Origin of the sequence: Streptomyces sp. ICC4, assembly GCF_003287915.1 — a bacterium.
GTDB lineage: Bacteria > Actinomycetota > Actinomycetes > Streptomycetales > Streptomycetaceae > Streptomyces > Streptomyces tritrimontium.
Genome location: NZ_CP030286.1, coordinates 354,126 through 376,745 on the forward strand (window position 1 = coordinate 354,126; position 22,620 = coordinate 376,745).

The 22,620-nt window shown below is 68.5% G+C and carries 22 protein-coding genes and 2 pseudogenes; 16 read left to right on the top strand and 8 right to left on the bottom strand.

The features are described from left to right. Window positions 1-63: 63 nt before the first annotated feature. Window positions 64-1,041: a winged helix-turn-helix domain-containing protein gene (locus tag DRB89_RS01760; RefSeq protein WP_112448088.1), complete on the top strand. Its 978-nt coding sequence runs from the start codon at window positions 64-66 to the stop codon at window positions 1,039-1,041. Between the two features lie 9 nt (window positions 1,042-1,050). On the opposite strand, the pseudogene DRB89_RS01765 reads toward DRB89_RS01760, so the two are convergent. From DRB89_RS01765 to DRB89_RS01785, 5 genes and pseudogenes are all read right to left on the bottom strand, one after another. Continuing rightward, window positions 1,051-1,155: pseudogene (locus DRB89_RS01765) on the bottom strand (IS5/IS1182 family transposase); the annotation flags it as partial. Window positions 1,156-1,306: 151 nt separating this feature from the next. After that, the gene (locus DRB89_RS01770) at window positions 1,307-1,744 is read right to left on the bottom strand and encodes a hypothetical protein (RefSeq protein WP_112448087.1); all 438 of its coding nucleotides are present in this window, start codon (window positions 1,742-1,744) and stop codon (window positions 1,307-1,309) included. Next, window positions 1,741-3,885, bottom strand: coding sequence for a site-specific integrase (locus tag DRB89_RS01775; RefSeq protein WP_112448086.1), 2,145 nt, complete (start codon window positions 3,883-3,885; stop codon window positions 1,741-1,743). Before DRB89_RS01775 ends, DRB89_RS01770 begins: the two co-directional genes overlap by 4 nt. After that, window positions 3,882-5,681, bottom strand: a complete 1,800-nt coding sequence (locus DRB89_RS01780; protein WP_239515972.1) for a hypothetical protein — start codon at window positions 5,679-5,681, stop codon at window positions 3,882-3,884. Before DRB89_RS01780 ends, DRB89_RS01775 begins: the two co-directional genes overlap by 4 nt. Before the next feature lie 92 nt (window positions 5,682-5,773). Beyond that, window positions 5,774-7,342, bottom strand: a complete 1,569-nt coding sequence (locus tag DRB89_RS01785) for a site-specific integrase (protein WP_112448084.1) — start codon at window positions 7,340-7,342, stop codon at window positions 5,774-5,776. 73 nt (window positions 7,343-7,415) lie between these two features. On the opposite strand from DRB89_RS01785, the pseudogene DRB89_RS46235 reads away from it, so the two are divergent. The 5 genes and pseudogenes from DRB89_RS46235 to DRB89_RS01810 form a co-directional block, all read left to right on the top strand. Further along, window positions 7,416-7,568 (top strand): annotated as a pseudogene (locus tag DRB89_RS46235) (hypothetical protein); the annotation flags it as partial. Window positions 7,569-7,749: 181 nt separating this feature from the next. Next, a complete protein-coding gene (locus DRB89_RS01795; protein WP_112463188.1) occupies window positions 7,750-9,045 on the top strand; it encodes an MFS transporter in 1,296 nt (431 codons plus the stop codon). After that, window positions 9,042-9,626, top strand: a complete 585-nt coding sequence (locus tag DRB89_RS01800; RefSeq protein WP_239515973.1) for a class I SAM-dependent methyltransferase — start codon at window positions 9,042-9,044, stop codon at window positions 9,624-9,626. The genes DRB89_RS01795 and DRB89_RS01800 overlap by 4 nt, the downstream gene beginning before the upstream one ends. Before the next feature lie 29 nt (window positions 9,627-9,655). Continuing rightward, window positions 9,656-10,816 carry a bifunctional class I SAM-dependent methyltransferase/NUDIX hydrolase gene (locus DRB89_RS45855; protein WP_112453715.1) on the top strand — a complete coding sequence of 387 codons (1,161 nt, stop codon included), beginning with the start codon at window positions 9,656-9,658 and terminating at the stop codon, window positions 10,814-10,816. Window positions 10,817-10,880: 64 nt separating this feature from the next. Continuing rightward, on the top strand, window positions 10,881-11,702 hold the full coding sequence (locus tag DRB89_RS01810) for a PIG-L family deacetylase (RefSeq protein WP_112450665.1): 822 nt from the start codon (window positions 10,881-10,883) through the stop codon (window positions 11,700-11,702). A 19-nt stretch (window positions 11,703-11,721) separates the two neighbouring features. Here the strand turns inward: DRB89_RS01810 and DRB89_RS01815 are convergent, their stop codons facing one another. Together DRB89_RS01815 and DRB89_RS01820 are read right to left on the bottom strand one after the other, a co-directional pair. Further along, on the bottom strand, window positions 11,722-12,633 hold the full coding sequence (locus DRB89_RS01815) for a hypothetical protein (protein WP_162688440.1): 912 nt from the start codon (window positions 12,631-12,633) through the stop codon (window positions 11,722-11,724). Window positions 12,634-12,889: 256 nt separating this feature from the next. Next, window positions 12,890-13,465 carry a hypothetical protein gene (locus DRB89_RS01820; protein WP_112450663.1) on the bottom strand — a complete coding sequence of 192 codons (576 nt, stop codon included), beginning with the start codon at window positions 13,463-13,465 and terminating at the stop codon, window positions 12,890-12,892. Between the two features lie 277 nt (window positions 13,466-13,742). On the opposite strand from DRB89_RS01820, the gene DRB89_RS01825 reads away from it, so the two are divergent. The 8 genes from DRB89_RS01825 to DRB89_RS01860 all read left to right on the top strand — a co-directional run bounded on the left by DRB89_RS01825 (window position 13,743) and on the right by DRB89_RS01860 (window position 19,313). Next, window positions 13,743-14,402 carry a 2'-5' RNA ligase family protein gene (locus DRB89_RS01825; protein ID WP_112450662.1) on the top strand — a complete coding sequence of 220 codons (660 nt, stop codon included), beginning with the start codon at window positions 13,743-13,745 and terminating at the stop codon, window positions 14,400-14,402. Window positions 14,403-14,532: 130 nt separating this feature from the next. Continuing rightward, complete coding sequence (locus DRB89_RS01830) at window positions 14,533-15,768, top strand: helix-turn-helix transcriptional regulator (RefSeq protein ID WP_112450661.1); 1,236 nt, start codon at window positions 14,533-14,535, stop codon at window positions 15,766-15,768. A 58-nt stretch (window positions 15,769-15,826) separates the two neighbouring features. Next, complete coding sequence (locus DRB89_RS01835; RefSeq protein WP_162688441.1) at window positions 15,827-16,234, top strand: hypothetical protein; 408 nt, start codon at window positions 15,827-15,829, stop codon at window positions 16,232-16,234. Then, window positions 16,231-16,440 (top strand): hypothetical protein, encoded by a 210-nt coding sequence (locus tag DRB89_RS01840; RefSeq protein ID WP_112450659.1) that lies wholly within the window; start codon window positions 16,231-16,233, stop codon window positions 16,438-16,440. The genes DRB89_RS01835 and DRB89_RS01840 overlap by 4 nt, the downstream gene beginning before the upstream one ends. Before the next feature lie 88 nt (window positions 16,441-16,528). Next, entirely contained in the window at window positions 16,529-17,647 is a 1,119-nt protein-coding gene (gene amcB / locus DRB89_RS01845; RefSeq protein ID WP_112450658.1) for a cyclophane-forming radical SAM peptide maturase AmcB, read from the top strand. Beyond that, entirely contained in the window at window positions 17,625-17,843 is a 219-nt protein-coding gene (gene amcA / locus DRB89_RS01850; RefSeq protein WP_112450657.1) for a multiple cyclophane-containing RiPP AmcA, read from the top strand. Before amcB ends, amcA begins: the two co-directional genes overlap by 23 nt. A 62-nt stretch (window positions 17,844-17,905) precedes the next feature. After that, window positions 17,906-18,580 carry a pentapeptide repeat-containing protein gene (locus DRB89_RS01855; protein WP_112450656.1) on the top strand — a complete coding sequence of 225 codons (675 nt, stop codon included), beginning with the start codon at window positions 17,906-17,908 and terminating at the stop codon, window positions 18,578-18,580. Beyond that, window positions 18,570-19,313 carry a hypothetical protein gene (locus DRB89_RS01860; protein WP_112450655.1) on the top strand — a complete coding sequence of 248 codons (744 nt, stop codon included), beginning with the start codon at window positions 18,570-18,572 and terminating at the stop codon, window positions 19,311-19,313. Before DRB89_RS01855 ends, DRB89_RS01860 begins: the two co-directional genes overlap by 11 nt. 515 nt (window positions 19,314-19,828) lie before the next feature. Here DRB89_RS01860 and DRB89_RS01865 read toward each other — a convergent pair. After that, window positions 19,829-20,248 (bottom strand): TIGR03618 family F420-dependent PPOX class oxidoreductase, encoded by a 420-nt coding sequence (locus tag DRB89_RS01865; RefSeq protein ID WP_112450654.1) that lies wholly within the window; start codon window positions 20,246-20,248, stop codon window positions 19,829-19,831. A gap of 915 nt (window positions 20,249-21,163) precedes the next feature. Between DRB89_RS01865 and DRB89_RS01870 the strand changes: the two genes are divergently transcribed. Continuing rightward, on the top strand, window positions 21,164-21,496 hold the full coding sequence (locus DRB89_RS01870; RefSeq protein WP_239515974.1) for a hypothetical protein: 333 nt from the start codon (window positions 21,164-21,166) through the stop codon (window positions 21,494-21,496). Then, the gene (locus tag DRB89_RS01875) at window positions 21,496-22,605 is read left to right on the top strand and encodes an MAB_1171c family putative transporter (RefSeq protein ID WP_112450652.1); all 1,110 of its coding nucleotides are present in this window, start codon (window positions 21,496-21,498) and stop codon (window positions 22,603-22,605) included. The genes DRB89_RS01870 and DRB89_RS01875 overlap by 1 nt, the downstream gene beginning before the upstream one ends. Window positions 22,606-22,620: the final 15 nt, after the last annotated feature.

Sequence of the window (22,620 nt, forward strand, 5' to 3'; positions counted from 1 at the left end):
CCCACCCAACAATGATTCGTCGCTCGACGAATCGGAACGGACGTCCTGCGGTAGCGTCGCAGGGTGCTGCGCTTCGAAGTCTCCGTCGAGGACCTGCTGCGCAGCCGCTTCGCGCTGTCGCCTGCACTGGACCTCTGTTTGCTGCTGCGCTCGCTCGCCGGCCAAGGCCAGCCGCTGCCGCGAGCCTGGGCCGCCCGGCTCATGCCGGCCTTTGAACGGCTTCGCCGCGAGACCGAACTGGACGCCGCCCTCGCGCTGCAGGCCCCGCAAGGCGGACCGAACTTCGTCGCCCCGCCCCCGCGCGGCCTCATCCAGACCTGGGCTGACGACCTGGCCGTGATCCGGGCCACACCGCTGGAAGCGGCCCGCCACGAATTCGCCGCCACCGCGACCGGCCCGTCCGCCCGTGATCCCCGCGTACGCGCAGTGCTGGACTCGGCGGATGCCGTCTCCAGGATCGCCGAGGCGATGGACCAGGCGTGGCACGAGCTGCTCGCCGCGGACTGGCCGCAGCTGCGCGCGATCTGTGAGCGCGATGTCGTGCACCGGGTGGGTGTGATCGGCGAACACGGATGGGCCGCGGCCATCGAGAGCCTGCACTCGGGCGTCGCCTGGCGCGCCGGCGGTATCGAGATCGGCTTCTTCCGAGGCGGAACAGTCCGCCTCGCCGGCGACGGGCTCCTGCTGATCCCTTCGGCCATCGTCGGGCATATCGCCGCCCAAATGGAAGACCCCTGGCCCAGGACCTTGGTCTACCGTGCCCGCGGCACCGCCGCCCTGTGGGGCGAACAGGAGAGCGTCCCCCAACCGGACGCGCTGACCGCTCTGGTCGGCCGGGCCCGAGCCCGGCTGCTGTTGGCGCTGGACGCCCCGGCCAGTACCAGCCATCTCGCCCGAAGCCTCGCCATGGCACCCGGCGCGGTAGGAGACCACCTCGCCATCCTGCGAGGCGCGGGGCTGCTCGTTCGCGCCCGGTCCGGACGGTCGGTGCTCTACCGGCGCACCCCGCTCGGCGAGGCACTGGTCGCTGGTTCGGGCTGAGGGCTCAGATCAGCACTGTTTTCTGAGGCGCCGCCAGCAGATGATTGCGCAGCCGAGGGTGAGGAAGGCCTGGTGGATGTCGGCGCGGATGTCCCAGCGGATACGCAGCCGACGCAACCAGCGCAGAAGCGCGAAGGCCGCCCGGACCGTGATCAATCTCACCGATAGCCGCTGTACCGATGTACCAAGCCCGAATACCCGCGAGGTCCCCGACGCCGTGGCCCGACGCTGCCCAACCTGACCGCACCGTGGAATGTGCCGAGCTTCAGCCGGGAATTCGTCCAGTTCCTCGCGGACCCGGAAGCCGGGTGACCTGTTGCACCGCTGCGAGCTCTTCGCGGGTCTGCTCCAGCTCCAGGGACAGCTCGGTGGCAGCGCGTACCAGGGCGTGAACCCGTTCTCGCTCCGCTGCGAGTTCCGCCTTGATCTTCGCCAGGGCTTCGCGCAGCACGATGTTCTCGTCGGCCATGCTCTGGACAACCTGCGGAGTGAAGTTCTGCGCTTTGGCCCGTGCCCGGAACTCGTCCACGAGCTCCTTGTGATCGCCGTAGACGACGTCGCGCCGGAGCCCGCACTCGGCGATCAGCTCTGTCCCCGTGAGCTTTCCGACGGGCGAGCGCAGGGGCGTCCCAGCCAGAAGGCGTTCTGCGGCGGCGCGTATTTCCTGACGTTCGGCTTCCCGGTCTCGGTTCTTCCGCGTCATGCGACCCGACCGCCTTCCATGTGCGTAACTTCCGGACGTGACGTCTCGTGCCGCTCGATCACCGCGCAGATCTGCGCCGCTTTTGCGGCAGCTCGGTCCCGGCGCGGACGTGGCGTCATCGGGTCATGAGCCTCGGCTTCCAGGACGGGCAGTCGCCTGCGGTGATCGGCGATGTCCCGGTCGGTGTAGGCAAGGTTGGCGCAGGTGCTGTGACACAGCGATTCGTCGGGCCCATCGTCGGCGGGCAGGCCCAGCAGCAGCTTCTCCTTGCGGCACTCGGCGGTTTCGGCACGATGAACGCACGTCATGGCTTCGCCGTGATGAATGTCGGTGTCGCTCTGTTCAAGGAGCCGCTTGACGCTCGCCTGCGCGCGTACGGTGCGGCCGAGGAAGGTCGCTGCGCCAGCGGTGCGGCGCCGGTACTCGGCTGCGGCCGGACCGCTGACGTGCTCGTTGTCCTCATCCAGACGGGTCCAGTCGTCCTCGGACTGTTCGAGGACCATCTCCAGTCGCTCCACAGCGACGTCGTCCAGCCAGGAATCGTCGCCGGTGGCAGCGTAGTTCAGAGTGACTTTCGTCTTGAGATGGCCGTACTGCAGGGCGGCGGCGATGAGGCCGCGGGGTCGGCGGACGATGAAGTACGCGAGGGTGCGGCGGAAGCGCGACCCGTGCAGGTGCTTGATGGGATCTGGAGGAATTGCCGCTGTGCCATCGGCGGGGGTGAAGGTGGAGTTCACCCAGTCCTGGAGCCTCTGCAGTTCACGGATGGTCTTGCTGGAGCCCCACGTCAGGGTGCCCATTCGACGACTCTTGCGGCCGCTGCTGCCGGGCAGGCGGGTCGGGAAGATCAGGTCGGTTGCGTGGAGCGTCTCCAGCAGGTCGATGGCCTGGTGTACGGGGCGGACGACGGCCCAGGGGCGGCTGGCCGGTCTGTGTGACTCGGCCGCGGTGCGGTTGTGGCCCTTGCCGCGGTGCCCGAGCACCAGCAGCTCCCCGGAATCGGGATCCTCCGCACGGCAGCCGCGGCGGAGATTGGACACTTCCCCGGGGCGCATACCCGACAGATAGGACACGATGACGAAGCATGCCGCCGTCACCACCCAGACGAGCTCGGGGAGTTCGGACGCGGTGATCGGTTTGTCCCTCCACGGGCGCCCGTCGACCTGACCAGTGACACTACCGACGAAGAAGCCCCCGGCCACCGGAATCCCGGAGGCTTCGGCGATCGAACGTGGCCCGAGGCCGAGGGAATTGGACAGCACGGGAAGCCCGAGGAGGCAGGCCAGGTACTTGTAGTCGATCGCGCCGGGGTCCTCGGGCTCTCCTGGCAGTGCGACACCCGTGCGGTGCGCATCTCGGAGGAAGAGGTTCATGCGCTCGGTGCGCGGCAGCCCGGCGAACCGCGCCTGCCCGGGATGGGTTCCGGTGTACAGCTGACGGAACTCTCGCCAGGCGTCACGGACATCCGGGCCGATGTCTTCGACGATCCGCAGGGCCCAGTCCAGCAGGGGGATCATCGTGTCCACCGCGATCCTCGCGGTCTTGTTGCCGCGGCCGGTCTGGATGTCCTCCGCGAGCTCGCCCGGAGAGCGCCCCTGCCACGGCTCCGCGACGGACATACGGCATTCCGGAGGCAAATACGGCGCATAGGCCCACACGGCCCGAACCGCACTGAAGAGCTGACGGCGCGTGCCCGTGCTGGCCTGGATGGACCGGACATGATCCAGATACAGGTCGAGATCACGGTCGTTCACTTCGTAGAGCCGATCGATGCCACGATGCCGCAGCCAGGTCGCAAAGACGCGCAGGCGCTTGAACCAATTGCTCACCGTGGAGACGCTCGCCTGGTCGATCCCCGTGAACCTGCCCAGAGCGGGCGGGTACGGGCTGTCGAGGGTCGCCAGGATGAAGACCCGGAAGTCGTATTCCAGCAGGTTCGGGTACGTCGACCAATGGAGCGTGATCGATTGGGTGTGCTGGTCCGGCTGCGCTTCCGCCAGCGACCAGACGCGATCCCCGACCCTCGACAGTGCCGCGCGGTCGGTTCCGTGCCGCAGAGACCGGGTATGGAGCACTTCCCTGTCCGCAAGCTCGCTCAGTAGCGACGGCAAGGTAGCGGCACCGTCATTGGCCGTGGTCATCGCAGGTCCATCCGTCCGGCCATCAGGTCGTTGATCATTTCCGACTGGCGCCCGGTGAGCCGCCGGCGTGCCTGGTCCTGCTCGGACTGGTGGTACTGCCCCACCAGGTCCTCGAGTCGCTCATGGTGCACCGCGTGTCGCGCGTTCCACGTCGCCACATCGGTGTGAACCTTCAGGATGCTCATTTGGTCCAGAGCGGCTATTTGCAAGGGGAGTTGGTGGGGCAGCGCGCGGGCGTTCTCGCATCCCAGGCAAGCCAGGAACGATTCCGCGCAGGGTTCGCCCGGAGGGGCCCCAGGGCTGTTGAGGTGATCGGTGCACCCCGCCAGGACGGTGTCCTGTTCACCGGAGACCAGACGTTGAAGGACCGTAGGATCCAGCCCGGCGTCCCGGGCAGCGCCCTCCAGATCGGAGGCCGCCCGGGCAACCAGCGCGGCCGGCAGTACGGCGATACTGCGTCGCTTGCGGGCAGCGGCGACTTGGGAGCGCAGTGCGTCCGCGACGACGACGCGGGACTGGGTGGCGACATCCTTGCTGCGGGCGAGGTAGAGGTCGTTCATGGTGGACCGGGTGTGGGCCACCGGGCGCCGCTTGCGCTCGATGCCGGTCTGCCGCAGCCGCCGCGCCTCCACCGGCTCGACTCCGTCCTTCGTGGGCTCCTTGGTAGGAAATCCGTGCTGAACGGACCATCGGGCGATGTTCTTGGCGTCGGCCCCACGCGTCCAGCGTTTCGCTCCGGATGTCTGCGTCCGGAATCCGGCGAAGGCCGAGCTGTGGCCGCCGTGACGCCTGGCGAGCTGAGTCAGGTCCAACAGCAGCTGGTAGACCCGAAGCGGGGAACGAAACAGTCGGGGCTCTGGATCATCGGCGACCAGCAGAACGGCCAGTTCTTCCGGCACATCTTCCACGGGTGTCACCATGTGCTCGCGCTCCGGGCCTCGCCGGGGCTTGGATGCCTCGATCAGCGCGATCTGGGGAACTCCCTCGACTCCACCATCTGGACGGTAGTGCGCGGCGGGCCAAGCCGCCACCGTGCCGAAGTTCTCCGCGGTCAAGGCCGTCAGCAACAGGCCGAACGCCGTCAACTCCCTTGAGGAAAGGCACAACCGCCGAGTGATCTCCTGGGTTCCTCCCAGCTTCCACACCACCCTCACCATCGTGCCTCCAGGCGCGCGTGGAAGATCACCAGTGCGCTCGAAGACGTCCAGCAGCATGCCGAGCTCGTGGTCTGGATGCCCTGATCCGACCTGTCCGGCTCGGTAACGGGCCAGGAGATCCTGGCCAGCCCGAATGCGGTCCCGCGCCACCCGAATGTCGTGCCGCAGGGCGACCATGATCCGCTGCATGGCGTCGTCGTCATATTCCGGGACGTCGGAAAGCTCCGTCACCTCCGGCATCCGCTCCTTGTACAGCGCGTCTCGCACCTCCTTCGACAGCTTCTCGTCATCGCGCCACAGCTGCCGGAGCCGATGAAGGTGGGTGCACTGCGAGGCGGCGTTTCGTCCTTCCGTGTGCGTCCACAGCTCCAGCACGTGCGCCTCAGTGACGTCGCCCGGCCCCCGGACGGTCGGACTCTGGACGGAGAAGTAGCGGGCGAGCCAGGACAGTACCGAGTAGAGGCTCTCGGCCCCTCTCACCCGCTTCACGCCCGAACGCGGCGAAGTACGTTCCGCAAAGGCGGAGGCGAACCAGCGCTGCAGGCCCTCATCAATCACGACTCGCTTCCCCTTGGGGTCCTGGATGTTGGCGAAGTCGAAGACCCGCGACCGGGCGCCGGACTCCTCGATGACGCGCACCGCAGTACCCCCCGATGCCTCCAGCAGCCGCTCCGGAGGCCGCCAGTCGCTCGGCGGCATGCCCGCCTGGCGCCCGCCGCGCCCTCCCCCGCTCACGCCCGGCCCCCCGTCTGAACGTGGGCGGCCGGACGAGCGACGCTGGTCAGCGTCCGTCCACCCTGCTCCGCCACGGTGCGGATCAGCGCCTCGACCGCTTGGGTCTCCTCGCTGTCCAGCAACTCCATCAAGTAGTCGACCTGCAGCGCGGTGAACGGCTCCAGGTACGTGTCCCGCGTTGTGGACGGGTCTGCGTGCCCCAACATGAGGGACAGCGCGTACCACACGCCGCCGAACATCTCCCGGATGTCGAGAAGTTCCTGCTCGGTGAACCCGTCCAGCTGGGGCTGCCACACCGTCGAGAGCAGCGAATACCACTTGAGGGCGAAGGAGTGCCGGCACATGTGCGGTCGGCACCACAACGGAACGAGCCCCTCACCCCCCGCCTGCGCCCAGACCCGCTGAATCCGTTCGTTGGCAGCCGTGAACGTGTCCTCCCAGCCCTCGAACTTCTTCGGCATCCCGTTCGGCGACAGCCACAGTGCCAACGGCTCCAGCCCAGACGCGGTGCGCCGGAACAGCAGACGGCGCTCGTCGGGGCCCAGCACGTCTACCGAGAGCGATCCCTCGCTCTCCAGATACAGCAGCCGGCTTCGGGCGTTGTAGCCACGGACCACCCGCTTATACGGGATCTTCTCGTAGGTCCCTCGCCGTTGGGCTCGGCGTATCGCCTGCGTCCGGGAACCCTCCAACGGGTCGGCGTAGCCCTCGATCTCCCGCAGCACCGCCCTCGGTATTCGGTACCACCGCCCCTCCTTGGCGCCCTTCACGCACGCCGCCGCCAACCAGGCCCGCGCAAGACGGCCTCCAGCGGAACATGGCATCTCTACGTCCAGGACGCTTCCCCACTCCTGAAGGCGCAGCCCCGTGCCGTACAACCCGTCGATGAAGACCGCATCCCGGTCCTCGTTCGGTCCCGACCAGCCAGCTCTGCGCAACCCGTCGAAGCCGTAGCCGCGCAGACCGATGTCCCGCCACTGCTCGAAGGGCGCACGCAGCATCCACTTCACCTGCCGACCACGTGAACCCGCTGGCCGGAGCCCATCGCGCCGCTCTCCTCCAGGACCGACCCCCTGTCCAGAACGGCCGCCGGAGTTCGATGCCAGGGCGACCCCGGACACCGGGTTCTGGACCCCGTACTTCCCGAACGCCCAGGTGTAGAAGGTGTTCAGAGCGGCACGGTCCGTGTCGAAGCTGGCCGCCTTGATCCGGTCGTCATTGCGTACATCGGTCAGGCGCCAGTCCTTGAACGCCTCCACGTCCCGCGCTGTCGCCTCCCGCCAGCCCTTTCCGAACACCTGCAGGAAGTTCAACCACACGACCAGCGTGTACGCGTACCGCTTCCAAGTCCGGGCCCCGCGCCCCTTCATCGGCGAGACGCGAAAGAACAGATTCACGCCTGGATCGGCAAAGCCCGAGACAGTGAACAGGACCGGCGTGCCATGCTGAGCTCCGTTCCTCGCCGCCCGGTCGTGCAGATCACCGAATCCTCCGAGCATGCCCTCACCCAAGGACGGCGGCGGCTTCAGAAAGTCGTAGAACTCGACACTCCAGCGATCCCACATCACTTCTCCAAGGGCGAGCCATGAGCCGATTACCCGACAACTCTGGGAAGCCTAGTGAAAGCCCAGGAACTGGCTGTGGTCCCCATCCGGTCTGGTCCTCATCGACTTCGAAAGGACCCGGCCTGCCGCCCGTGTCCAGGACCTGGCCATCCTGGCGGTCACCCAGTGGGTCGACCATCCGGACCGCGAGCGGGCGTTCCTCTCGTCCTACGGGCGCGCCCTCACCGACGGCGAGCGGCACGCCCTGCGCTGCCTGACCGTGCTGGACGCGGTCAACTGCCTGGCCTGGGGCCCGGACAACGGTGACGAGCTCGTCACGGCCCGGGGCCGGCGGACCCTGGACCGGCTGATGAGGGAGAGCGGATCATGAGCAAGGCTCCCCAAAGCCTCCGGGACGGTGGAGGCCGGTGACGACCCCCGCCCAGATGGTGAAGGCCCCGCGGTGGACTTCGCCGGCCCTGCGGCTGCTGGTCGCGAGCGAATGCGCGAGCTTGTCGGGATCGGCGGTCAGCGCCGTCGCGATCCCCACCCTGGCCGTGCTCGTGCTGCACGCCTCCACCCTCCAGATCGCCGTCCTCGCCTTCCTCGGCCAGCTGCCGAACGCGATCGTCGCGCTCCCGGCCGGCGCGCTCTCCGACCGCCACCGCAAGCGCCCCCAGATGATCGGCGCCGACATCACGGCCGCGCTGGCCCTCGCGACCATCCCGGCCGCCGCCGTGTCCGGAATGCTCACCATCGGGCAGCTGTACGCGGTCGCCGTCGTCCTCGGCATCGCCAAGATCGTGCACGGCGCGGCTTCGATCAGCTACCTGCCCGTCCTCGTCGAACCCCACCTCCTCCAGCGCGCGAACTCCCGCCTAGGCGCTGCCTCGTCGGTCGCCGACAGCATTGGGAACAACCTGGGCGCCGCGCTGATCGCCGCCGTCGGCGCGGCCCGCTCGGTGATCGTCGATGCCCTGTCCCACCTCGTCTCGGCCTTCCTGGTCTGGCGCATCCGCACCCCCGAGCCCGCCACCGCGCGGCCCCAGGGCCGGCGCAGCCTCGCACGGGACATCCGTGAGGGACTGCACTACGTGGCCGGGCAGCCGACCATCCGCACGGTGATCACAGCGCTGTCCACGCTCAGCTTCGGGCTGGCGATCATGAACACCTACTGGGCGTACTACCTGCTCGCCGTCCTCGCCGTCACCCCGACGGCGTTCGGCGTGATCATGGGCATTGGAGGGGTCGGCAGTCTGGCCGGAGCGCTCCTCGCCCCGAAGATCGCCTCCCGCATCGGCATCGGGCCGACGATCATCATCGGATTCGCCGTCAGCCCCCTGGCACAAGTACCCCTCCTGCTCGCCGGGCCCGGCCTGCGCTGGCAGACCGCCCTCGCCCTGGTCCTAGCCGTCCAGCTCTTCTGGGCCACCGCGTCCGGAACGAGTCAACGTTCCCTCCGGCAGACCATTTGCGAGCCCGGCTTCCAAGGGCGGATGCAAGCCGCCAGCACCACGATGACCGCCGGCATCCGCCCGCTCGCCGCCGCGGCCGCCGGCGCCCTGGCCCTCTACCTCGGCGTACGCACGACCCTCACGATCGGCGCGCTCTTCCAACTCGTCCCCGTCGCCATCCTGCTCCTCTCCCCTGTCCGCACCATGCGGGACATGCCCGCCCCGCCCCCGCGCCCAGCCCTGCCCTCCGCCCGCGAAGGATGTCCGTGACAACGACCTCGACCTCGACCGCCGCGTACTGGGACCCCCACTGGGCCCAAGGCCGCCGCTACCGACAGCTCGACGACGCCGAGACCCGGCTGATGGACCAGCGCCTGGGACCCGGCCGGGGGCGACCGGCCCTCGACATCGGCTGCGGCGACGGCACCCTGACCCGCCACCTCCACCACCAGCGGGGCTATCAGACCACCGGGATCGACTGCTCCCCCAGTGCCCTCGCCCTCGCCGCTGCCCAGGACTCCCCGGAGATGCCCGGACCGCTGTGGAGATGCGTCGACGTCGGGGCGGACGACCTGACCTGTCTGCCGGATCCCGCGTACGCGGTCATCACCTGCCGCCTGGTCTACCGGTGGCTCGACGACAAGGCCGCCTTCGTCAACCGAGTCCGCCGCCTCCTGGTACCCGGCGGAACCTTCTGGGTCGTCGCCGAGATCACCGGCCGCCGGGAGAACAACGACCCGCTCCAAAGCCTCGGCATCAGCCCGGCCGAGGCCGAGATCCTCACCGCGGGCTGGTCCGTCGTCCGCACACACGACCTTGACGTACTCCGCTGCTACGCCCTGCACCCCTGACCCACCCCACCCTGCTGGAGGACATGCTGATGGACATCGAGAACCAGACCGTCGAAACCTGGACCACCTACGGGGCGCACCAGCTCACCGTCCGCCCGGACCTGCCGGAGATCGAGCGGTGGGACTGGGGCGTCACCGACACCGGGCCCGGCATCGAGAGCCTCGGGGACGTGGCAGGGCTCCGCATCCTCGACCTCGGCAGCGGAGTGGGCCGGCACGCCGCCCGCCTGGCCGCCCTGGGCGCCGACGTCACCGGCGTGGACGCCTCCCCCACCCAGCACGAGCGCGCCGTCACCCGGTACCCGACCACTCCCGGGCTCCGCTTCGTGTGCGCCGACGCCGTCGCCCACCTACGGGACGCAGCCCCGTACGACCTCATCTACTCCGTCAACGGCCTGCCCTTCCTGGACCCCAACCGGCTCTTGCCCGCGCTGGGCAATGCCCTGAAGCCCGGTGGGCGCCTCCTGTTCTCTGCACTGCACACCAACTCCGCTGGGGCCGGACCCTCCACGGCCGCCACCCCACGCCCAGAGATCCTGCGACTGCCCGGCACCGACCAGACCCACCCCGTCCACATGTGGGTCCTGACCACCCAGCTGTGGGAAGACCTCCTGGTCGAGCACGGCCTCACCCTGGAGAAGGCCACGGCGATCGACGCGCCGCAGCCGGACAACCAGGCCTCCTACCGGCTGTACGAGGCCCGGCGGCCACAGAGGGTGCCGAGCCGCCAGCGCACCAGCACTCCACCGCCTCCGCGCGCGGTCGTGGGGGTCGGCGTGATCATCCACGGTCCGGATGGTGTCCTCCTAGGCCAACACCAGGGTGGGACCTTCGAAATGCCGGGTGGATCCGTTGAGCCCGGCGAGACCTTCGCCGAGGCCGCCGTACGCGAACTCCACGAGGAGGCCGGCCTCGTGGCCGATGTCGCCGACACCGTCGTGCTGGGCACCCTCCTGGACCGGGTGGGTGACATCGTCCGGGTGACAGTGCCCGTCCTGGTCACCCGGTGGTCCGGCGTACCGCTGCAGCGCGAAGAGACCATCGGAGCCTGGAGGTTCTGGCCCCGGGACGCGCTGCCGCAGCCTCTGTTCGTGCCGAGCGCTCAGTGCCTGACCGCGTGGAATCCGAGCCTCCCGCTCGACCATCCAGCCGCGGCCGCCTTCCACCCCTCCGGCCCCGGGACTGCATAACCGGATTCTTCCCGCCCGTGTCAGACCCACGCCGAGTCACACGTTCCAGAAGGGTTCTACGCCCATGAACTCACCGCCCGCCCTGTGGCAGCCGTCCCTCCTCGGGGTCTTCGCCCACCCCGACGACGAGTCACTCCTCGCCGGCGGCGTGCTCGCGCAGCACGCCGCAGCCGGTGCCGACACCGCGGTCGTCACCGCGACCTGGTCCCCGGACAGTCACCGGGCCGCCGAACTCGCCGACGCACTGAAGGTTCTGGGCGCCGGCGAGCCCCGGATGCTCGGCTACGCCGACGCCCGCATCCCCGACTCCGCACCCGGCCGGCCGAGGCTGTGTGACGCCCCCATCGACGAGGTCGTGGGGATGCTCGTCGGACACATCCGCGCCGTAAGGCCACAGCTGGTGTTGACCCATGACGCCTACGGCCAGTTGACCGGCCACCCCGACCACATCCGCACCCATCAAGCGGCCGTCCTGGCCTTCCACGCAGCAGGCCTGGAACACCAGTACCCGGAGGCGGGCGCCCCGTGGCAGCCTGCCGCCCTGTACGCGGCCACCCACCCCGACTCGGGGGTGGGCGAGCTGGGCGCGCTGTTGTCGCGGGTCGGGAAGGAGGTGCTGTCGGTACCGGACGGACACATCACGGCAACCGTCGATGTGAGCGGCTTCCTCACCGAAAAGTGGGCGGCCATTCTCTCCCACCGCAGCGAGGTGGCCCGCGAGCGCCCTCTGCCCGGGATCCTCGCCCGCCTCCCCGCAGACGTACGGGAGTCGATCATCTCCACGGAGTACTACATCCGTCTGAGCGCCTACCCTCCGCATCTCGGCCAGCGCGAGCCGAGCCTGGGCGCCGAGGACTGGCCGGTGGTGCACCACCGGCCCCTCTGAGTCAGGTCGGGCCGAGGGATCATGAGGGGCGATCCACCAGGCGCCGCAGCCGATCGAGGACGCCTTCACGTCCGAAGAGCTCGGGCTGGGGACGGAGGAACACGTTGATCTCCTCCGGGTCGCTGTCCCGGGGCAGCGTCGTAGACGCGATCCGCAGCTCTTGAACCTGGAAGGTGCCAGCTGCGGATGGGAGGGCACCAGTGGTGCGTGCAAACGCCAACCGTGCCCGGACGGCGTCCAGCTCCCAATCTCTCGACTCGTGCCCCTGGCTGCACACCTGGATCGCCTCGGGGCCGTCCACACGCAGAGCGACGATCTCGCAGCCCTGGGCGCAGGAGAGGCGTCTGACGCTGCTGCCCGTCACGACCTGGATCCGCTGGGACTCCAGGAGGAGGGGGGCAGAGGCGATCTCCGGGACAGTAGCCGCGTCGCGGGCCTTCGCCGGGTATTCGGCGAAGACCTCGGCAAGGCGCTGGGCGGCGGCACGCATCGGGGACGGACCGGGCACTGGGGGCTCGATATCGTCGGCCAGCGCGCTCCCGCGGATGCGGTCGCCGTACCGGTCACAGATCTCTCGGAAGATGCTCCATAGCGGCATGCTCTTGTGGGCGCGAGTGTCGTAGCCCTGCCCCGTCGCCGTGAGCGCCTCGTCGATCTCCCCAATGATCCCCGGCTCACGGTCGGCGGGGCCGGAGAACGCCGCGCGAAGATCACTGAGGGCCACCTCCTGGGGAGGCCGTCCAGCGTACGTTCGGGAGTACAGGACGAAGGACAGAGCACGCAGGTCCCAACTGCCTTGATGAATTGGATAGTTGATTCCGACCAAAAGTCGCGCTGCTTCGTGGACCGCAGCCCCCCAGGTGGCCGGCGCCGAGGAAGGGAGCAGGAGGCTCATCTCCAGGTCAAGGCAGGGACTCGCGTTGTCAGACATGGGCCTCATCTTGCCGGGCCCCCGGTGTGGGCCGCAGGCATCCACAAACATCCGGCCCAACTGCGAGGAATGATCAGATAGAGAGCTTCTTCGACCTCATCGCCCGGATTTCCGTGGCGACCGCGAGAAGCCCTTCGCCGACGGAACCGCAAGAGGGGAAATCGGTCCACGAGTCTCCAGCAGCGCGCTTCATCTGACTCGCAGCTGTGCGAAGCCAATACCCCCGTAGCCCTCCGGGGGCTAGGTCACCGATCGTTCACTCACCGGGCCCCGGTGCCGTGGGCTTGGCTGGTGCTCCGAAGCGCTCCATGACGAGCTGGTCCGGTTCCTGTACGAGTTCCTTGATCCGTTGGAAGTCGTGGCCATGGAACCACTCGAAGATGCGGCCGCCGATGAGGTGTCCGTTCAGGACGAAGTGCAGGCTCTCAAGGATGTACGCCTCCTGCCCGAAGACCTCCTTCCTCGTTCCCAGGGGCTCCGAGACCCACCCGTCAACGAGAGCGAAGCCGAGGTTGCGCGCCTGGATCTCGTACGCGTTGAACTGCCGCTCGGGGTTGCTGGTGGTTCCGACCTTCACCACAGGGCGGAGGCCTTGGAATCCCAGGACGTAAAGTCGGCCGCCCTCGCGCTCCGGGTCTGGCAGCTCCCTGCGCAGCCGCTCCCTGACCAGGTAGGACGTCAGGACGATTTCCTCGTGTTTGTGCCCCCACGGCGGCACGGCGCCGGCCCGCAGATCGGCTATGGCCTTGGCGCGTGCCGCCTCGGTGTCAGTTCCCTCGGCCCACTGCGCCATGAGGGCGTCGTGGAAGCCCTTTCTCTGCATGCGTGGCATGCCACCAGCGTCGCAGCCGGCACTGACAGTCGATCATCTTCGCTGATCGGTGACCGCCTTGCTGGAGAAGGCGGCGCGTCTCAGCGAGCCGTCGGCCCGCACCCCCAAGCAGTGCTCCACCTTCGGGCTTGGCCCCTTGGTCGTGCCGGGGTCTGGCGCACCAGGTCGATACCCACGTGGGTGATTCCGGCCATTACGGCAGGAGCCACCGCACCGGGCACGGCGGCCGATAGGTTCCCTGTTGGGGAGTGCAAGCCACGAAGTAGCTGGAGGTCTCATGCGCCGGTTCACGCCCAAGTTCGGTGGCGGGGAGCAGTGGGTCGAAGGGATGGGAGTCCTCCACGTCTACGTACTGCCTCGCTCCGGCATGGACGAGGACCTGCTGGCCCTGGCCCACGCCTGCCGCCCCGTGCTGATGGACCACCCCATCGATCCTGCCTGCCCGGCTCAGGCCGGTGACCCCGGAACCCTGCACCTCACCGTGGAGATGATCGCCGACACGGCCTCCGCCGGCATCAGCGCAGCCGGGCGGCGGGACCTAATCGCTGCCCTGCGCAAGGAACTCGCCACGGTGGCTCCCTTCGACACCGAGGTGGGACCGCCCATCGGCAACGTCGCTGGCGCGGTACTCGACGTGTGGCCCGACGAGGAATTCATCGCCTTGACGGAACGCGTACGTTCCGCGATCCGCACTACCCGGGGAGCCGCGGCCTTGCAGCACAACGGCGGGCGGCCACACATGTCCCTCGGCTACTCCTACGACTCCGCCGACTCCGACACCCTCAACAGCACTCTCCGCAACACCATCACCCCCCGTCGCGCCTCGCTGCGAGTCGATGCCGTCCACCTGCTGAACGTCCGCTACGACATCGCACCGGATACCGGAGGCTGGCGCATGACCTGGGAGTCCCTCGCGGAGATCCCGCTCGCCGGCTGACACCAAACGGGTGTTCTGCGCATCCCGATACAGCTTCTCGCGGTGTGGGATCCCTTGGCCAAAGGCCGCCTCGTACCGTGTCTCGGCGGTACCTTCGCGTCAGAGGCGGTCGCAGATCGGGGTGGTGGGTGTGAGCGGGTACATCGAGGAGCAGGAGCGGATCGGGCAGCGGGTCCGGCGTCAGAGGCTTTCCGTCGGGATGACCCAGGCCGATCTCGCAGCCGCGCTCGGCCGGACGCAGGGCTGGGTATCGAAGCTGGAGAAGGGCCGGATCGAGCTGGACCGGGCCGGGCTGATCAACGCCGTGGCCGCCGCACTGCACTGCCATCCGAACACTCTGATCGAGCGACCGTACACGGGGGGCGGGGCCGAGACGAAGTGGCAGGTGTCCGCCGCCTCCATCCTGCGCGAGCTGCGCCGGTACGACCTGGCGCCCGTCTTCGACGGGACCCCGCGCCCCTCCGAGGTGCTGTGGCACGACATGAAGCGCCTGCTCCGCCTGCGCGACGCCGCGGCGAACGGTGCAGTGCTGAGCGAGCTCCCGGACATGCTGCGGGAAGCCCGCGCCCTCGCCGAGGCGTCCACCGGCCACGAGCGCGAAGAGGCCTACGCGATCTACGCGGTGGCCTGCAAGTTCGCCCACACCGCCGCCCACGCTCTCGGCCATCCTGAGTTGGTCGCGATGGCCTGCGAGCGGGCCACGTGGTCCGCGCAGCTCTCCGGAGACCCGGTGATGCCCGCCATGGCTCTGTGGATGCGGATGTGGGACACCTGGGCCTCCGCCGACTGGAACGACGCGCTCGCCCTCGGGGACAAGGCCCTCGCCGGCATCGAGGCCGAGTACGAGGCCGGCGACCCTCTCGCTCTGCGGATGTGGGGCGCCCTGCACTTGCGGGCCGCGATCTCGTACGCGCGCGGCGGGAACGTGGCCGGATCCGACGAGCGCCTGGCCCTGGCGCGTACGGCGGGCGAGCGGGTCAATGCCTACGTCGGGCCGGAGATCCACGACCGGCACTCGGTGACGTTCAGCCTCGGCAACGTGATCATCCACAGTGTCAGCGCGGCCCTGGAGATGAGCGACCAGACGAAGGCCCTTCGCCTGAACCGGGAGGCAGACCCCGCACACATCGCGGTCCTTCCCAACTCCCGCCTCGGCCACCACCACATGGACCTCGCCCGCGCGTGGCTCTGGGACGGCAACCGCGATCAGGCCCTGACCGAGCTGGAGGCCGCTGAGCGCATCGCCCCGCAGCTGGTCCGCAACCATCCCGTCGCGCGGGCAACGTTGCGTAAGATCATCTATGCCGAGCGGGTAGCTACCCGCCAGCGGCTACGCGGCATGACCAGCCGCTTTTCCCTGGACTGACCTGCGGGTATTCCACGGAATCATATTCACCTGTAGCGGGCCACCTACGGTCCGCAACATGACCTCTACGCGTCGCACTGACCATGACCGCGTACGACGACAGCAGCCTGACGATCCCGACCCTCGCTGGCCCCTGCGCGGAGACCTCGCGTACGACACCGCCACCTCTCGCACGGGCGTGGTCATAGACGTCCCTGAGGACACGGGAACCACGGTCTACCGCCTGTGCCCCGAGGGCGGAGGCGAGGACGGCTGGACCGCCTCGCTCACCACCCTCATGCCAGCCGAGGACGTGCCCGCCCGGCTCTCCGCCGGGACGACGGACAGCGCGGTGCGGCACCAGCCCGAGTACGCGCCGTGGGACGACCCGTTCGACATCCCCGACCCCAGCCCCTCCCTGCAAGCCCGCGCCGAGCGCGGCCTGGAGCGGTTCCTGCGGGACGCCGCCGCGGACGGCACGGCGTGAGCCGGCGCCCGGCATGGCTCTTCGAGGGCGCCCGGATCTACGACCCCTCCAAGGACTGCGAAGCGGTCGTGCAGTTCGTCGGCGAGTGGAACGACCCCCGGACCCATCGCATCGTCCCCGACGCCGTGTTCCTGCGGCCCGAAGGGGGCGGCGCCGAGTGGGTCGTCACCGACCACCAGGCCCTCCGTCAGGCCGACGCCCGCTGAAGCTCGCGTGACTGCCCGCCCGGAACCCCGGCCTGCACGATCCCTCCGGGCGGGGCCGCACCACTCGAACCCGATCGAGAGGAGCACCATGCACAGTGCGTTACGGCTCGCGACCCGACCCCGGTCCGTGATCATGCAGCCGACGACGAAATGCCTCCCCATGGACTGCACGTACTGCTACCTGCCGTTCCGCAAGATGAGTCACCTGATGCCGGTCGAGGTCGCGGAGGCGGTGGCCAAGCCGGTCAACGCCTGGGCGGCCGACGATCCGGCCTTCGAGGTCGTCTGGCACGGCGGAGAGCCCCTCGCCACGGGCCGCACCCACCTGGCCGCACTCATGGCCCCTTTCAAGGGCGTCAAGCACAGCGTCCAGACGAACGCGGCGTTGGTGGATGACGCGTGGTGCGAGTTCCTGCTGGAGCACCAGGTGCGCGTCGGCGTCAGCATCGATGGGCCCGAGGACATGAACACCCACCGGGTCACCCTTGCCGGCCACCCCGGGTTCCGCGTCACCATGCGGGGCATCGAGCGCCTGCGCCACCACGGCATCCCGGTCTCCGCCATCGCGGTTGTCTCCGACCCCGACCCCGAGAACGCGGCCCGCTTCTACGAGTTCTTCGCCGACCTGGGCGTCACCACCCTCGGCGTCAACGTCGAAGAGGAAGAGGGAGTCAACCGCGGGGCCAAGGGCCCCGACCCCGTGCGCGCGACCGAGTTCTGGGCCGCCCTCGCAGACGCCTGGCGGGCCAACCCGGCAATCCGGCTACGGGAGATCCAGCGGGTCCTCAACTTCGCCGGCGCCGTCCTCGGCGGCCACGCCACGCCCCCCACGCCGGCTTCAGCCCCCTGGGATCCGATGCCCACCATCGCCTATGACGGCGGGGTGGTCCTGCTCTCTCCCGAGCTGGCCGGCTTCACCGACACCCGGTTCGGTGACTTCACCACCGGCAACGTCCTGAAAGACGGCCTGGACGTCCTCGTGGCCGAGGCCGAAGCACGCACGCCCTGGATCACCGAGTTCTGGCAGGGCGTGGACGCGTGCCGCGCCGCCTGTCCCTCCTTTGCCTTCTGCGGGGGCGCCCATGCCGCGAACCGGTACTTCGAGCACGACGGCCGGTTCGACGGGACCAGGACCCAGTACTGCACCACCGCCAAAATCGCCCTACTCGAAGGAGTCACGCGACATGTCCGTACACACGCCCACTGACGCCGCCTCGCTCGTGATGGACTTGGCGGAGGGATTCGAATCCCTCCTGGAGGCCGCCGGCACCTCGGCCGTCGCCCGCTGGGAGAACACCCCCGCCCTGCCCCTCGCCACGTTCGACAACCGCCCCACCTGGGACAACCCAACCCCGGCCTTCGACAACCGGCCCACCTGGGACGACTGGAGCAAGAGCAAGTAGCCCCACCACGTACCGGGGCGGTCCTGCCACAGCGCGGGGCCGCCCCAACGACAAGGAGCACCATGGCCACCCGCGCCTTCGGCCGCACCACGATCACCCTGCCCGAGCTGGACGAGCCCGGCCTCTACCTGAGCAACGTCGACAGCCTCAACAGCACCCGCGGCACCGTCCAGGACTTCGCCTACGGCGCCGCCAGCCTGCGCTCACTCGACCTCGCGGAGACCCACCTCATCACCGGTCGGATCACCGGCATCCACGCACAGCGCACCGAGCTGGAGTCGGTCAACCTCCACGGCGTCGAGATCACCGGGAGCGACCTCGGCTCGGCACGCTGGGCCGAGAGCAAGCTGACCCGCGTCCACGTCCGCGACACCAAGCTGATGGGCGCCGCCCTGGACGGCCTAGTCCTCGATGACGTCCTGTTCGAAGGCTGCAAGTTCGACTACGCCACCTTCGACAGGGTGCGCGCCACCGGCCCCGTCGCCTTCATCGGCTGCGTCCTCACCGAGGCCACGTTCACCGACTGCGACCTGTCCGACGTCGTGTTCTCCGACTGCCAGTTCAGGCTCACCGAGTTCCGAGCCGGCCGCTACCGAGGCGCTGACCTGCGCGAGAACGACCTCTCCCAGATCCGCGGCGTCGCCAACCTCGCGAAGGTACGCATCGACGCCGGTCAGCAGACCCACCTCGCCGAGGCCCTCGTGAACGAACTCGACATCACCATCGGTGACGACTGACCGGGAGGACCCCGTGCCCCTGCACATCGCCTTCCGCGACCCAGCCGCGCTCCGTGCCCGCTGCGAGGTCTCCACCGTCCGCACCACCCGCCCCGAGGAGACCAGCCACGAACCTGGTGCGGTCGTCCCCACCGGGCAGTGGCGCCCCATGGCCGATGCAGACATCAGGGCAGTCACCGCGCCGCGCCGACCCCTGGACAGCACCCTGGTGGAGATCGTCCAGCCCTCGTACCGGGGAGGACTCCCGCTCGAAGACCTGCCTCGCTCCCTGGGCGATCCGGACGCGGTGTACCTCGGCCAGGCCCTCGCCAAGCCCGACATGATCACTACCACCGAGAACTACGCGACCGGTCGGCTGCTCGGGCTCCACCTCGACAACTGGGACAAACTCCCGTACGCCGAGAAGCACACCGGGCGCCGGAGGCTCTGTCTCAACCTTGGCCCCGGCACTCGATACATCATCCTCGGCAACATCGACGCTCAAGCAGTGTGCCGGGCCGTTCACCCGGCCGATTCCACCCAACGCTATCCCCACACGGACGACTACCGCTCCTACGTCGCAAGCGGCCGGTCCATTCGCGTCTTCCGGATCCGCCTCGCTCCCGGCGAGGGCTATGTGGCCCCCACCGAGTACCTGCTGCACGACGGCTCCACCGAAGCCGAGAACCATCCCTCGGCCGCCGCGTTCTGGCTCGGACGGTGGCCCTGCGGCATCCTGCCATCGCTGGCCTGACCCTGGGTGACCAGGAGGGACGTACCGCCGTGCAGACCGGGCGGATGTGGGGCGCCGGAGGTAGGCATCCCTCCCGGTGCGGGTTCGCTCCGGGCTGACGACTACAGCGCCAATACACCTCACTCGAACAGGTGTTGAATGTTGACCCGGCGTTGTCTCGGCGGGGCTGTCGATACCGTGGAACGCTTCGGCGAAGGACGGGAACGTGCACGTACCCATCGGACATCCGCTGGCCTACGCCGACTGAGGTAGCACCAGACCGACCGGGGCGGACGCGGCGAACACCCACCCGCCGCAAGGGGATCGCGAACTGCCTGCATCTCGACTTCGCATCAGGAATCTTGAGCTGATTGCGTGACCAAGTAGCCCTAGAAACCGCGGATTCCACAGATCGCCCCCACGAATCGACCCCTGTCGCAAATCTCAAGCAGCGCCGCACGACCGGAGATCCAAGAAATCCCGCCAGGAAAATGGGGGGGAACGCCACCTCCACGTAGGGGGAAGCGACGCGGGCCTCACGGACGGGATGGAATCTCCAGCAGCCCCATGGCGCGCACAGGGGTTATCTCTACCAGCACGCGCTCAGGGTCTGGAGCGGGGCGGCGACCGTATCGATCCGCATAGCGATCGACAGCGTTCGCAACCTCATCTTCTGCAGTTCGAACTTCGGCTACACCCTCGATGGTCAGCCATCTCGGACCCGCTACCTGCGATATCGCGACTCTCGCCTCTCCCGGAAGCGCGGCAAGGATGTTGGCGATTTTCACGCTGCTCTTTCGCGTGATGACACGCGCGACGCCCGCGTCGTGGTCGTAAGTCACACCAACGGGCACTACATGCGGAGTTCCATCAGAACGCAACGTGGTCAGCGTGGCCAAGTGGTATTCAGACCAGAAGCCAGCGAAGGCTTCGGTTTCGGTGATCGCGGTAGCCATGACGTCAGGTTAATTCACTTCCACATTCATGTGGATGCGACCTGTGTCACGCAATTCGAGATCACCACAAAGGTTCCACTATGCCCGAATCGCACCGTTTCAACAGCAGGCCCCGGGAGTGCCCTGTTTCGGATTCATAACGAATCCACTGGTGCACACTTTCCGCGAACCTGCCAAGCCATCCGTCAAATAACGGCAGGTCAGATAGGTTTCACTACGGCATGCTCCATGGGATTCGATGATCGAATAGGCGTTTTCGATCTTGCCTGGCTTTTCGGGTCCTATTGCCCTCCCCGAAGCCGGTGATCAATCCACTCCAGAGATGACGTACGGTTCGATCAAGCAGGTGGAATCACGGGTTCAGCAGGGCCTTCTTCCGTGACCTCCACCGGCCAGGCCATGCGGAGATGCGTCTTCCGCAGAACCCCGAGCACGAGCCCAGCGGAGTCGCTGGGTGGAGAGGCTCGCAGGGCGCAGGGGTACCGCTTGACCGGCGGCGAACCCCGCCCCTCAGACAGCAGGACAAAACCGAGCCGTACCCCCACTGCTGTGGCGTCCGCCTCGGATATCGAACATACAAGCGATAGCACCGGTGTCGATCGCCACGCCTGCGGGTGTGGCGGACGACCACTGGCTGACGAGGGACCTATGTGGTGGCGAACCGGGGACACACGTCCCCACAGCAACACCGATCGCCAGGTGCGGCCCTGGCCTCTGCGCCGACCAGGGGCCTTCACCCTTGCAGGGCGAGCGGACCGCGTGGCGGACAGGCAGCTTCGTAAGCGGATCCGCCTGGAGCTCCAAGAGCTCGGCGTGCAGCCCCCGCTGCGCATCGACGAGCTTCGGAGCGCGCTGGCAGCCCAGCGCGATCGACCCATTCTGATTCGACGCGTTCCGCTACCGATGCCGGGGCCCGTGGGGTTCTGGCTCGACCTCCCGGACGCCGACGTCATCGTCGTCCAGGAGCGCACGACCCAGCTCCACCAGGACCACATCATCCTGCACGAGCTGTGTCACCTAAAGGCCGACGGACCACAGGCCTCCCCCTGGGGAGACCTCACCCCAGGGTTTGGACTGGAGGGCGGGCGGTGCTCGTACCTCGACAAGGAGGAGTGTCAGGTGGAGAAGGCGGCCACGATCATCATGGAGTGGGCGTCCGTCCTGGAGCAGGTCGGTCCTCCGCCGGCCGCCGATCCGGCCGTGCGCAGCGTGAACCTGGCCCTGGGTGACCGGCAGGGGTGGCTGTGATGACGATCCTGTTCCTCCTCGTCCTCACCGCCGCCGTTGCGTGGAAGGTCTACCAGCTCACGAAGGCACCCCGGGATGGCGCCCTACGCTCCGTCACCCTGTGCCTCGTGTGCGCGGCCCTGTCCTATCCGGTGGCGATGCCGGGCGGAGCCAGTGGCGTGGACACCGTCGCCGGCCACGGCGCGGCCAAGCTCATCCAGAACATCCTGCTGCTCGGCACGGTGTACTTCCTGATGTGCTTCTACCTCTACTCATCGGCCGACCGGACAACGAGTAGGCGTCGGGCACGTCGCGAGGCGCTCCTCGTACTCGGGGTCGCGGCCGTTCTCATCATCTCGGCCACGACGGTGCCCCACGAGGTGTTCGCCGGATCCTTCTCGACCGCGGACATGACGATCACCCAGCTCGCCGCGTTCTACGGCGTCGCCGGCCTGTACTTGACCTACGCCCTGGGCGCCGCAGGCATCTGGACGGTCCGCTACGCCCGGCTTTCACCGCGTCCGCACTCCACCGGCCTCTGGATCACCGCGGTCGGGCTGCTGGCCATGGCCGCGGCCTGTGCTGTCCGCGCGGTCTTCGTGGCAACCCGGTGGCAGGGCGGCACCGTGCCGAAGGGACTGATGTCCGTCGTCGCGATGCTGCTGGTCCTGTCCATCCTCCTCTTCGTCGTCGGCGTTTCGTACTCCGGCGCCCGCAGCCGCCTGTCGGCTCTGCGGGTGTGGCGGCAGCACCGCCGCGGGTACCGGCGCCTCGAACCCCTCTGGGTGCTCTTGTCCGACCGGTTCCCCGAGACCGTCCTCGGCTCGCGGGCGACTGTGCTCGAAACCTGGGGTGTGCGTGGCGTGCACCGCCTCTACCACCGCCGCGTGGTCGAGTGTCGAGACGGGCTGGTCCGTATCAGCCCCCTCATGGGCGACCTGACGACGGAGGACCTCCTGGCCATGGACGCGACCATCCTGGCCAACCGGCTCCGCTCGGCAGCGGCCGCAGACGTCCACGGGTCCGAGGAAGCCCAGCCGGTGATTCCGCTGGCCGTGCCCGAGATCGACAGCGCCGGTGCTGACGCCGCCCACCTGTTCGCCCTCTCCGACGCCCTCCGCGCCGCCTGACCACCCTTCACGGAA